Here is a 13524-nt window from a genome sequence, read left to right on the forward strand (position 1 = left end):
AAACCTCGAAGAACCATCTTCCCTGAAGCTGAACTCGGCAAGGTATTTTGATTTGTAGTTATAATTAACACGGCCTACTATAGATTTATTTACATAGTTGTAAATATCGCCGGGATTAGCCGACCCAACCTGGTTTAAGGCACTACCTGCAAATAATTGGTCAACACCTAAAGAAAGTTCGCGCTGGGCATAAAAGTTATCCTGCTGGCGGTTGCTTTCTTCGTAAAGTAATAACCCTGTAAAACTGTGGTTACCAAAAGTATGGTCATAGTTAAGTGAAAATTGCGTTAAAGTACCCGGTCTTTCAAAAAACTCCCTGCGGAAGGTAGCCGGTGTTTGGTTAGGCACAGCCCCATAAGCATCTTTACCCGCATCATAGTTATACAGGTTGTATGCTTTTTGGTAGATACGGTTACTTGAGCTGTAATAATCGTAACTAAACATTCCTTTTGCACTTAAACCCGGCACAAACGGCACTGCATACGTTGCAGACAACTGCGATTGAAACCACTTGTTATTAAATACTTTATAGCCGTTTACATCGGCATCGGCAAGGGCTATTGGGTTGGTACCATCAACCTGCCCGTTATTCAGGTAATCGGGGTTATTGTTGGCATATATGGTTTGGGTAGGCACCTGCCTCCAGAACGATCTGATGATCCACCAGGCGTCCTGGTAAGGTTGGTTCTTCTGATCCATGGTACCGTTCAGGTTCAGATCAACCGTTAGGTTCTTATTTATCCTGGTAGATAAGTTTGAGCGCAGGTTATATCGTTTATAGTTCAAATCGTCGCTGCGTAAAAAACCGGCCTGGTTTGTAATACCGGCGCTAATAAAGTAGTTGGTATTTTCGTTACCGCCCATAGCGTTTAAGTTATGCTGCGATTGCGGCACACGGTTCTTTATAACCGGTGTGTACCAATCTGTGCTTACCCTTGTGCCGTTCCTGAAGGCGTCAAAGTCGGCCGGCGAATAGGTAACCTGGCCGCCGTTAACCTTATGCAGCGCCTGCTCGTTAACAAGGGTCATGAAATCGATAGCGCCTACTGCTTTTGGTAAGCCCGATGGCACTTCAAAACCGTACGTGCCCGAGTAGTTAAGTTCAAGCGCGCCTTTCTTACCTTTTTTAGTGGTAACTAATATTACACCGTTTGCTGCGCGCACACCATAAATGGCAGCCGATGCATCTTTCAGTACCGATACACTTTCGATGTCGCTAGGGTCAAGGCGGGTAATGTTATCGCGGGGGATACCATCTATCACCACCAGCGGGGTGCCAAAACCACGGATATCAAACGAACTATCGAATGATCCCGGCTCTGAGCTGTTTTGAACAATGCGCAAACCGGCTACTTTACCGGTTAACGAGTTTAAAACGTTCTCGTTTTTGGTGTTAACAATTTCGCTGTTGCTTACGGAAGCAATAGCCCCGGTAACGGTAGCTTTCTTTTGCGTACCATAACCTACTACCACCACCTCGTTTAATGATGATGAGTTTTGCGCTAACTTAATGTTAACGGTTTGCTGGGTAGCAATGGTTACTTCCTGGTTTGCGTAACCAACAAACGAAAATACAAGCGTTTGGCCCAAGGCCGCATTTAGCGAGTATTTCCCGTTAATATCGGTTACCGTACCAACATCCGAGCCTTTAATTTTCACGGTAACCCCGGGTAGGGTGCCGGCATCATCAGATACGGTTCCCGTAATTGGTTTGCTTTGTGCAAAGGCTGAACTGCACATCAATAAAAACAAAAACGACGTAATGCAAAACTGCACTGCCTTTTTCATTTTTACACCGTAGTAAATGCCACGGCATTCACCACAATAGGTAAAAATTTCATCCATAGGTAAATTGGTTTAATATTGGTTTATAATAACACCGGCGTTATGCACAGGAATGGTTAGCCCTTAATGCATTTGGTTTTAACCGGCACACAAGTATAGATGGGGGTGTATTAAAATACGGGTTAAAAAAGGGGTTAACACAGTTAAAAATTCATTAACCGAGTAATTTTAACCCTTTTTTTAAGGAAATAGATTATCTGTAACGGATATTATTTACTTATATAATCCCTGAAAAAGAATTACTTACAGATCTTTTCGAAGGGAACAGGGTATTCACCCCCTAATGATTTGTGATACTCGGCCACAAATTCATCATAAACCTTTTTGGCATAATCTATCCCCTTGATCCTGCGGAGCGATTTCAACTTGTATTTTAAAGCGCCGTCATTAAACGGATCTATGCTCAATATTACGCGCGATATTTCGAGCGCTTTCTTATGATCGCCGCCATCATAAATTTTTTGCAGCTCGGGCAAGATCACCCGGGCAAGGGCTTCTTCAAAATTTAACTTGATATCGTCCAACCAGGTTTCGGGCACCTGTTGTAACAAACCACCACGTGCAAACAAGTCGAAATTTTCGGTTATGAATTGTTCGGCAGTTTTATAATGGCGATGCACATTTGCTATGTCATCGGTTACTAAAAAGTAATCGCAGAAAAAGGTATCACTTAGTTTAAAGCTGTAAGTATCGTTTAAAAAGGTAAGCTCTATGCCATCAATGTCAGCAATTATACTCCTGAGGTGATTAATAGTAACCCCTTTTATGTTTTTTGTTTTTACCACCTCCTTATCCGGCCATAAGGTTGTTGATATTTTTTTGGAAACAACCCCCTGCTCATCTTTGCTGTTTAGCAAAATCAGGATAAACAACTGCTTTATCTTAGGGCTAAACAGGTAAGTAATATCCCTGCTATTTTTATTAAACACCGTAAATTCGCCAAGCAGGTAAACCGCATTAGGTTTTTTATCAGCCTCTTTTTTCGGAGTATAAAAATCGGTGCCTACTTCATCATCAATAGTAGTTGTATTGGCTTTCCGTTTTCTTCTTCTTACAAAATACCATACAGTACCACACGCAAATATTATCAGCGCGATAAGATACTTGTAAGTATTGTTAAACTTTGGTTTATCTGGCTGCTGGGAATTTAAATACGCCTGCTGGCTTACAGGGGTGCCGGTAAGCGCATAGATCTTTACGGTAGATTGCGAAGGAGATGTAAACTCCTGTGCGGTACAAAAAAATGCATCCTGTGTAGGGTTGTAAAACAAATTAAAATCACTTTCAATCCGCTCTGATGCAACCGGGATGGTACCACTCACTACTTCATATGAACCATCTTTAATGGAGAACTTATATAACCGTAAACTTGTTTTTGGTTTTTCGTGCGGGTAGCATAAAGCGTAGAAATATTTTTTATCCTTTGATATAACCAGGTTATTTGCCGACACAAACGGTTCTTCGTTAGGGCTTATTTCCCAGCACTTTTTTATGGTATGCTTGGTTAAATTAACCCTGTACAAATCATAAAAATGCGTGCCGCCCACTATTTGGTTACCCGATTGATTACCATAACCACCAAATATGTACACGTCATTATTCTCATCGGCCTGGCTGCTGCCCGAAAAAAACCGTGGGGTTATCGTATCGCCTGTAAAGGCAATCTTTTCCCATTTATCTGTGGCCTGTTCATACTTAAAAAAATCTTTATGGTAAGAGAATGACCCGTACCCGCCAAAAAGGTAGATGTTAGCCTGATCTTTATCAAAAAAGATATTGTGATGGTGCCTTTGCTCCTTTATAAACCCTTTGCCAATATGCTGCCACTCCAGGGTGTTCAAATCAAGCGCTGCAATACTGTGTGACGAATCGGGTGGTTGCACCTCGTACACATAACACTTATTTTGCTTATTGTTAATGATGCTTTTACCAAGCAAAAGCTTAACAGGCAGTTTATTTTTATAAGCTTTGGTTGTTGTGCTCCCCCCCTGCACGTTATAAACTATCAGCGAATCTGTTTTGTACATAAACACGGCCTGCTGGTTTACATCAAAGTTTAACCCGGCTACTTCATTAAAGTGCCTTTCAAACTTTGGTGTCCAAAAATAAGATTCATTGATAAGCCATACAGGATGGTCTACAGCCCCTATTATATCCCCATCGGCAGTATGCACATTTTTCCCTTTCCATTCATTTAATGGGAAGGAATAGCTTTTGCTGTCATCATTAATAATCAGGTTTTTGACTGCCATTTTTGGCACATCAGAATAGTGAGGGTTTTTACCGAAGGTGATCTTTGGTGTTATGCTGCCTTCAAATCCAAAATCGCGGGCCCTATACCATTTGCCATTCACTAAAAATGCTACAGTATTCTTCTTCAGATCAATATCGGCCCTGATTTTTATCCATTTACGTTTTTTTAGCTGGGCAAGGCTAAGCGGTATCTCTATCTTATTGCTTTTACTGTCGATGTTAAAGTTTAAAGTAGGCGACCCATTATAGTTATAAATATAAGTTAAGCTGTATGAATTGCTTTTGGTATCGGTAATGTTAAATACATAACCCAGATGGTCGTTGTCCCATAAAGACAGGTCAAAATTGATGGATAGATGGTCATTAAACGTAGGCGCTTCATTAGCAAAAACGACATATGAGGTGCGTTGGCTCATTAAGCTGTCGTTTGAATTAAATTGTAACCCTTGTGCTTTACCTTTAACAGCAGGAAGCAACATCACTAAAAGAAACACTATTTTATATGCCTGGGGCAACAGCAATAAAATTTTATCTTTTCTTATCATTTATGCAAGTAACCATCAAATACAGATGTATGGGACGCTGACAAAATTATACTTTTTTTTACTTAATAATTTACATGAAATTAAGGTTTGTTTCACACAACTAGTCATAAAAAAAGCCGCTTATCGCGGCTTTTTAGTTTTAGCATGTGTTTTACTGAATAACCTTTCGTATACGGTTGTTATTATAATCGGCAATAAATATATTTCCCTGCGGGTCTAACGCGATACCTTTAGGCCCATTAAACAGGGCTGTACTACCGTCTCCATCTACGGTGCCTGTTGCACCGGTCTTGCCCGCCAGCGTGGTTACTATCCTGTCCTTGCTTATTTTAAGGATACGGCCGGCAGCATCTGTAATGTAAAAGTTATTGTTGGCATCAACTCTCAGGTCCTGCGGGCTGCCCAGTTTAAGTGCAGCAGTATCTACACCACCTGCAAAGGTGGTTACTACATAATCCTTTGTTATTTTTCTGATCGCGTTGTTTGCAGCTTCGGCAACGTACATATTACCGGCAGCATCAAATGTTATCCCTGTGGGTTTGTTAAAAGTAGCGGCAGTACCAATACCATTTATGTAGCTACCCACGCGGCTACCCGCAACCGTGGTAACAACACCGGCAGGGGTTACTCTCCTGATAATATTGTTATTGCTATCCGTAACATAAAAATTCCCATCGGCGCCTATAGCAATACCGCTAGGGCCGCTAAATGTTGCCGCGGTACCGGTGCCATCGGCAGATCCGGATGAACCATTTCCTACAAAAGTACTTACAACACCGCCAGGTGTTATTTTCCTGATGATATTATTACCCAGGTCTGCTACAAAAATATTCCCGGCGGCATCAATTACCAGGCCCGATGGCACATAAAACTGTGCTGAAGCGGCCGGACCATCCATGTATCCAAAGGTGCCCGTACCTGCAATTGTGGTTGTCACACCCTGTGGTGTTATTTTCCGGATAACTGAATTATAAGAATCTGAAACGTACATATTACCTGCAGCATCCGTTGCAAGTGAAGTTGGGCGGTTAAATAAGGCTGCTGTGCCTGTATTGTTTTCATACCCTTCGGCAGATCCGGCCACGGTGCTTACCGTTCCGTAAACTCCGGGTGTACCGCTGCCCGTTTTAAACTGTACTACATTACCATAACCAGTATTACCTACCGAATTGGTTGCGTAAGCCCTTACATAATACACCGTATTTAAAGCCAGCCCTTTAAGCTTGCTGCTGTATGAAAATACATTCACCTTATCTGTTGTTTTACTATCGGCAATAGTAGGCTCGCTGTTAGTTGTACTATAGCAAACACCATAAGCCGATACGGCTACATTATTGGTTATTAAGCCGCCCGTCCAGGCTATAGTAGCTGTTGGGTCGATAATAACATCGTTGGTTACAAGTTCCGGCAGGCTAACGGTTACCGACGAACCTTTAACGCAGGCGCCGAGCGTAGCAACCACCAATAGCAGTAATAAATTGATCTGAGTAATTTTAAGTTTCATGTAAATTGAGGTAAAGAGTGTTAACAGTAAAAGCAGGTGTAGGATTTGGGGACTAATTTGAATGTTATTATATTAAGATGTAAAGCTGTTTATGTTAATTAATGTTAAAGAAACAAGCATGTTACAATAGCAATACGGCTAAATAACGCGGTTTGTAACAGTATATACAAGAATGTATCGGTAGGTACTGTAAATGTGCCGATTAAACTGGCTTCGGATCAAAATGCTTTAAAACAAAAAAGCCCCGGCGTTATGCCGGGGCCATACTTAATTACTATTTCTACTACTATTGAAAAGTTATTTTCCTGATAGTACCTGCATCTGTACCAACATAAAGCACACCTTTACTGTCAACTGCAATTGCATTTACCCCATTAAATCCGGCTGCTGCGCCAATACCATCAATATCGGCTCCCGCACCGGCACCACCTGCAATGGTGGTAACCACACCACGCGGGTTTATCATACGTATAATAAACTTCGAGGTGCCGTAGTCATTATCGCAAACATACAGGTTACCCTTTTTATCAAGCACAATGCCAAATGGTGCGCCAAACTGTGCGGCTGTGCCTACACCATCTTTTGCAACATGGGTGTTGTTACCGGCCAATACCTTTAACCCGCTATTATCTTTTACCCAAACCCGGCCGTTTGTTGCATCAGACACATAGGTTGTTGAACCTGAAAGTGCGATGCCGTATGATGATACCGTTTGAACAGATGGCTCGGCAGATTTAAATGCAATCGCATCTATCACAATGCTTACCGCTCCTGCCGGTGTAATACGTTGCACATTCCCTCCATTGTATATATATAAATTATCCTGCTTATCAAAGGTTATAGCCGATGTATGCACCCAAAGATTATCTTTAGTGGTGGCAGTAGCGCTTACCCCAAAACCGGTCCACCACTCGGCACTTGTTGGGGTGGCTGCATTTATACGGAATATCCCTCTATAACCTGACGTATCCGGGCTTGCCTGCGATGCAAAATATATTTGAGCCTGGCTGTTTGCAGCAATGGCCCATAATGTGGTTTTACTATTTAAAACAGGGATATTTCTACCATCCCCGTTAGGGTTCGGGAATGTAGGTCTGTAGTACGAGATCTGCCCCGCGCTGTATTTTGCAAGCCTGGCCGCTGAAGTATTACCGCTATAGTAATTATCTGTCCAGTAAACATTATCAGCCGCATCAAGCGCAACACCTTGTACAGGGCCGCCGCCGGTACCTGCAATAGTTGTAACATTAGCTTTTTGTACGGTTAAATTTTGTGGGGCAGTTATGGTGCGCCCTTTGGTATCAATAGTTAAAAGGCCTGCTTGTACGCCTTGCGGTACTGATATTATTAATGAATCTGGACTGGCGCTGTGTACAGTGGCTACAATGCCATCAACTTTAACTACATTTTTATCTGCAGTAAGGCCTAAATTAGCTCCGTATATGGTTAACAGCCAGCCCGGGAAGGTTTTAACATCAGCTACGCCTGTAATATGCGGCAAGGTACTGGTGTTAAGTAACCCGGCAAGGCTAAATACCACAGCGTTATCACCAGTTGATAGTACAGTTATATTTAAGAAAACACCATTCAAAAGCCATTTATCGCCCACTTTGGTTAAAACCAGTTTTTTACCGCTAAGCGCTGTAAAGATTGTACCACTGGTTGTTTTGGTTATATCTACCTTACCCGGTACGATGTAATCTTTCACTACCGAAGAATCGGGCAGGTACACGTCAGTACTCGCGGTTACTTTTTTTATGCTTGTTGTTTTTAGCATATAAGCCTTGTTAGATGGCGCAAAAACCGTTACACCTGCATCTACCTCTGCCTGGGTAAGCCCGGCAGCTTTAAACATTGTTGCAAACTGGCTTAGCGTATCCTTGCCGGCAAGGGCCGTATTTACACTGGTTGTAACCTCTGCAACAGTGGGTTTTGCAGGCTCAACAGGTTTTGGGGTAACAGGATCACTTTTTTTACATGATGCTGCAAACAACGCAACACAAATGAGTACTAAAATGCACTTGGTTAGCTGATGTATCTTGTTCATGGTAAGGAGTTTAGTTGATCAATATTAAGCTTATTTATACCGCTGATATATACCCAAAAGCAGGTATATTTAAGATATTTATTGCTATTAAAAAACTCATTACAAACCGCTGACCCAATAAATTTTGACCATTACACCTTAACGTTATTTTTGTACTGTTAACTGATTAATTTCTTTCGTTTAAAAAACTGCATGGCTGAAACTACTTTAGCAAGACGTTTGGGCCTGGCGCAAGCCACCGCGATAAACATGACCGACATGGTGGGCATTGGGCCGTTCATAACTTTACCTATGGTAATTAGTATGATGAACGGGCCATGGTTTTTATATGCCTGGCTGGCTGGCGCATTACTGTCATTTATTGATGCCATGGTTTGGAGCGAACTTGGTGCGGCTTTCCCTATGGCCGGTGGCTCGTATAATTTTTTGAAAGAAACCTATGGCAAAAAGGGTCCGGGCAGGCTTATGAGCTTTTTATTTGTTTGGCAAACCATGATACAGGCCCCCCTTGTTATCGCATCCGCCGCCATCGGCTTTTCAAAATACTTTTCTTACCTGTTACCCCTAACCCGTACGCAGGAACGGGTAATGAGCGGCAGCGTAGTTGTATGTATTATCATATTGCTTTACCGCAAAATAGAATCTATCGGTAAAATAAGCATGGTGCTTTGGGTGGGTGTGTTACTCACCATGATATGGATCATTGCCGGCGGTTTGGCACATGGCAATTTCTTATCCCCCATAAAACACATTAATGATGGGCTTACCGTTAATTACGCCTTTGTTGCGGCTATTGGTTTTGCAAGTGTAAAAAGTGTTTACAGCTATTTAGGATATTATAATGTTTGCCATTTAGGCGGCGAAATTGTTAACCCTTCTAAAAACATACCAAAAAGTATGTTTATTTCAATAGCTGGTATTGCCATACTTTATATGCTGATGAATGTGAGTGTGGTTAGCGTTATACCATGGCAGCATGCTAAGGATAGCCAGTTTGTAGTAAGCGAATTTATGGAGAAGCTATCAGGCCATACGGCGGCAAAGGTTGTTACCTGTTTAATACTGCTTGTTGCTTTTTCTTCTGTATTCTCGGCTACTTTGGGATATAGCCGCATCCCATATGCAGCCGCTGCGGATGGTGCATTTTTTAAAATATTTGCCAAATTGCACCCAAAAGGCAATTTCCCATACGTATCGCTATTGGTTTTGGGTGGGATAGCCTTTGTGTTTAGCCTGCTGTTTAAGTTAAGTGATGTGATCAGTGCTATACTGGCCATGCGGATACTGATCCAGTTTATATCACAGGCTTTAGGTTTATATCTGTTGCGACGAAAGAAAAGCGAAACTAACTTCCCTTATAAAATGCCGTTATTCCCATTGCCTATATTTTTGGCAATAGCCATGTGGGTGGGCATTTTGATATCAACCGGCTTCCACATGGTATTGGGCGGATTGAGCGCTATTGCATTAGGCACCATTGTTTATTTCACCAAAGCAAAGGTGAATAAAGAATGGCCGTTTAAACTTGTTAAATAGCATAAGCCTATTCTTTTCCGAATATGTTTTTGATGATGAACTTTGATTCGTTAACCATCAACTTTTGATCAATCAGGTCTTTAAGATCGGCAATTGCCCCATCATTTATTTTTATCTTGTTAACCTTACAATCATTCACAAATTCCGAATAGAGTTTTTTAGCTTTATCAAACTGCCCTTTTCTAAGCGTTGCTAAAGCAATATTAAACATCGGCACAGCGGTTTTTGTAAGGTTTAGTGATTTGTATGAGTAAAAGATGCATTTATCATAATCGCCAGCGCAATAATAAGCCCAGCTTAAATTGGTAAGCGCTGAAGAATATGCAGTATCTATTTTTATCGACCTTAACCCGGCCTCGATAGCCTCCGGATACCTTTTAAGCTTTATATAAGTTAAATTTAGTGATTCCCATGTCAGTTCATTATTTGGTGCGGTCTTGATTGCTTGCTTATAGTATGAGATAGAAGCCTCATACTGCTTTTGCTTATACAGGCATTCCCCAATTAACCTGCTAACATATGCGGTAGAATCTCCTAATTCAAATGCTCTTTTAAAATCTTTAATGGCCAAAGATGCTGAATCTGCAAAATAATAAGATTCGCCTCTGCTTATATAGTAACGTGGCACCTGCGGTTTCAAAGTTATACATCGTGAAAAAAGATCCGCCGCTTTCAAGTATTCTTCTTTATCAAAATAAACATTCGCTTTACCGTAATAGCCTAAAGGGGCTTCAGGGCTTATCGCTATATATTCATCAGCATAAACCATAGCGCTATCCATCATTTTCAACTCCTTATAGCACTGGGAAAGATTATACGTCACGAGAAAATAGTTTTTTTTCTTTTTATAACATTTCATATAATCTGAAATGGCATCGCGGTATTTATCAAGACTTTGATATTGCGATGCACGGGCATATAAGGCCTCGTAGTAAGTAGGTTGCAATGTTAACGCTTTATCAAAATCATCAATAGATTTTTCGCTCATTAATGTATAACAACTCCCGCGCATGTAATATGCATAAGCGTATTGCGGCATTATCGATACGCATTGTGTGAATGCACCCACTGCTTCTTTCCATTTCTTTTCAGCAAAGTATTTATCTGCTTTTAACAAATTCGCCGAAAAGTTAGAAGGGTAACGACTCAGAAACGCGTTTAATTCGGTAGTTAAGTTGGGATTATTTTCACCAACCAAAGCCAATAGTTTCACCCTGCTTGAGTATTCACTTGTGATAGTGCCGGCAAAATAGGAATTAAATATATCATCCATATCGGCGTCGTCCGTAAATGAAGCGTTTATAAAGGCGTCGGCTAATTTCTTATCATCTTTGCCAATAGTTCCTGAAATTTTTAGCAGATCTAAAAATTCATAATATCGATATGATAAATTAGAACTTATTCTACCCACTGCTAAAGCGTTAACCAAAGATTTATTCAACAAGATTAAGCCATCATTAAACTTTTTTTGTTCAATTTTTAAAATAGCTTCATTAAATTCAGCCGATTTTCCGTTGAGTTGTTTTTTAACTTCCCTGCCCAAGTTTGAAAAGGCATTTGTATAGCCGATACCTAAATGTTTGCTTGCAGAAAATGATAATACCGGAGAATAAAGTAAGCCTACGATAAGCAGTATTGTAATAAGGCGTTTGGTCATAATGCCTGAAGATACAGAACATCCCTAATAATTACAATCTATAAAAGTCTATAGCGTTCTTTGCCCAAAAAAGTTCCTGTTCATTTTGGCTTAATTTACTAATATAATTTTCGATGCCCCTTAATACGCCCGCATATCCACCGGCCACATTACATACCGGCCAGTCGGAGCCGTACATCACCCGGCTTACACCAAATGCATTGAAAACAACATCAAGGTATGGCGTAAAATCTTCGGGGTTCCAGCTATGCCAATCGGCTTCGGTAACCATGCCCGATACTTTGCAGGACACATTTGGATAAGCTGCCAAAGCCTGTATACCTTGTTTCCAGTTGTTAATCTTTCCTGCCTTTATAAATGGTTTAGCCAAATGGTCTATTACAAAGCGCTGATCCGGGAAGGCGGCTACAAGTTCTTTGGCATAAGGTAAATGGTTTGGTTTGATCAGGATATCGTAACTAAACCCGTATTTATTTAACAGGCTTATGCCGTACATAAACTTTGCGTTCAGCATAAATTTATTATCAGGCTCGCCCTGCAGAATATGCCGGAAGCCTTTCATCAGTTTTATTTGACTGTAGTGCTGCAGGCGCTCTTCAACATTGTCAGCACAAAAATCAACCCAGCCTACAACACCTTTAATGAAGTTATCCTTTTGGGCAAGGCCAAGCGTGAAATCATTGTCGGCTTCGGTTTGATCTACCTGTACAGCAACGCAGCCTTCAATTTCATTCTGTTGCAAAATGGGTAGCAGGTGAGCGGGCAAAAAATCTTGCTGGCAAGCCCGCATACTATCGTCTATCCAGCTATGCCTTTCTTTATCGTAAACCCAAAAATGCTGGTGACTATCAATTTTTCTCATATGCTTTCAGCACTTGGCGGGCTTCGCCCAAGCCATCAATACCAAGCTCAACCACATCGCCCGGCTTTAAGTAAAGCGGCGGTTTAAAGCCCAGGCCAACACCTGCAGGTGTACCGGTAGAAATAATATCGCCGGGCAGTAAGGTCATAAACTGGCTGGTATATGATATGAGGTACGCAATGTTAAATATCAGGTTTGAGGTGCTGCCATCTTGCATGGTTTTACCGTTAAGGGTTAACCAAAGGCGCAGGTTATGTACATCCTTTATTTCATCGGCGGTAGCCAAAAATGGGCCTATCGGTGCAAAGGTATCGCAGCCTTTGCCTTTATCCCAGGTGCCGTTACGTTCCAATTGAAACTCCCTTTCAGATACATCATTATGCAGCGCGTAGCCTGCCACGTAATCCATCGCTTCGCTTTCGTCCACGTACGATGCTTTTTTGCCTATAACTACAGCCAGTTCCACTTCCCAATCCGTTTTTACCGAATTTTTAGGGATGATAATATCATCATTCGGGCCAACTAAAGCGGTGGTTGATTTAAAGAACAGGATAGGCTCTTTTGGCAACGGTGCGTTGGTTTCTTCGGCGTGGTCTTTGTAGTTCAACCCGATACATACAATTTTTGAAGGGCGCGCAACCGGGCTGCCCAGACGTTCGCCATCGGCAATTTTGGTTAAGTTGCCTTTGTTTGTGCTGATGAACTGCTGTAACCTGTTCAGTCCGTCGTTCTCAAAAAAGGCTTCGTTATAATCTTCGCCAAAGGCTGATGTATCGTATTTTATATCATCAATAATAAGCCCGGTTTTCTCTTTGCCGGCAGCACCGTATCGTATCAATTTCATATTAGTAAGTGGTTGATTAGTTAAGTGGTGAGTGGTTGAATTGTGTGCCCGTACCTGATAGTTCTGCGAACTATTCAACCACTCACCAATCAACCATTCTCTATTCAATATAAATTAGTTATTCAATTTTATAAAGCCCCCGTCAATAGGGTAATCGCAACCGGTAATAAAACCTGCTTCGTCGCTGCACAGGTATAAGGCCAGCGCGGCAACTTCTTCGGGTTTGCCCATACGGCCTATAGGCTGGCTTTTTGATAGTTTTTCAAAGATCTCATCCTCGCGGCCTGCGTAATTTTTAGCTATAAACCCATCCACAAAAGGTGTATGTACCCTTGCCGGGGATATACTGTTGCAGCGAATGTTGTCAGCCAGGTAATCGCGCGCCACAGAAAGGCTCATGGCCATCACAGCACCCTTACTCATGGAGTAAG

General features: G+C 41.6%; 9 protein-coding genes. 1 reads left to right on the forward strand and 8 read right to left on the reverse strand.

All coding sequences use genetic code 11. The features are described from left to right. The 4 genes from WC615_RS19155 to WC615_RS19170 form a co-directional block, all read right to left on the reverse strand. Positions 1–1845 (reverse strand): SusC/RagA family TonB-linked outer membrane protein (locus WC615_RS19155; RefSeq protein ID WP_372979677.1); only part of this gene is annotated, 1845 nt, incomplete at its 3' end. 239 nt (positions 1846–2084) lie between these two features. After that, positions 2085–4643: a hypothetical protein gene (locus tag WC615_RS19160; protein ID WP_372979678.1), complete on the reverse strand. Its 2559-nt coding sequence runs from the start codon at positions 4641–4643 to the stop codon at positions 2085–2087. A 151-nt stretch (positions 4644–4794) separates the two neighbouring features. Further along, the gene (locus tag WC615_RS19165; RefSeq protein ID WP_372979679.1) at positions 4795–6147 is read right to left on the reverse strand and encodes an NHL repeat-containing protein; all 1353 of its coding nucleotides are present in this window, start codon (positions 6145–6147) and stop codon (positions 4795–4797) included. A 286-nt stretch (positions 6148–6433) separates the two neighbouring features. Beyond that, positions 6434–8194 (reverse strand): fasciclin domain-containing protein, encoded by a 1761-nt coding sequence (locus WC615_RS19170; protein WP_372979680.1) that lies wholly within the window; start codon positions 8192–8194, stop codon positions 6434–6436. 192 nt (positions 8195–8386) lie between these two features. Between WC615_RS19170 and WC615_RS19175 the strand changes: the two genes are divergently transcribed. Then, a complete protein-coding gene (locus tag WC615_RS19175; RefSeq protein WP_372979681.1) occupies positions 8387–9730 on the forward strand; it encodes an APC family permease in 1344 nt (447 codons plus the stop codon). A gap of 7 nt (positions 9731–9737) precedes the next feature. Here the strand turns inward: WC615_RS19175 and WC615_RS19180 are convergent, their stop codons facing one another. The 4 genes from WC615_RS19180 to WC615_RS19195 all read right to left on the reverse strand — a co-directional run. Next, positions 9738–11387 carry a tetratricopeptide repeat protein gene (locus tag WC615_RS19180; RefSeq protein ID WP_372979682.1) on the reverse strand — a complete coding sequence of 550 codons (1650 nt, stop codon included), beginning with the start codon at positions 11385–11387 and terminating at the stop codon, positions 9738–9740. 31 nt (positions 11388–11418) lie between these two features. Next, positions 11419–12249: an amidohydrolase gene (locus WC615_RS19185; protein ID WP_372979683.1), complete on the reverse strand. Its 831-nt coding sequence runs from the start codon at positions 12247–12249 to the stop codon at positions 11419–11421. Then, positions 12236–13093, reverse strand: a complete 858-nt coding sequence (locus WC615_RS19190) for a fumarylacetoacetate hydrolase family protein (RefSeq protein ID WP_372979684.1) — start codon at positions 13091–13093, stop codon at positions 12236–12238. The genes WC615_RS19185 and WC615_RS19190 overlap by 14 nt, the downstream gene beginning before the upstream one ends. A 114-nt stretch (positions 13094–13207) precedes the next feature. Then, positions 13208–13524, reverse strand: a 317-nt coding sequence (locus WC615_RS19195; RefSeq protein WP_372979685.1) for an SDR family NAD(P)-dependent oxidoreductase, incomplete at its 5' end; no start/stop codon positions are given.

Origin of the sequence: Mucilaginibacter sp. (assembly GCF_041663085.1) — a bacterium.
Classification (GTDB): Bacteria; Bacteroidota; Bacteroidia; order Sphingobacteriales; family Sphingobacteriaceae; genus Mucilaginibacter.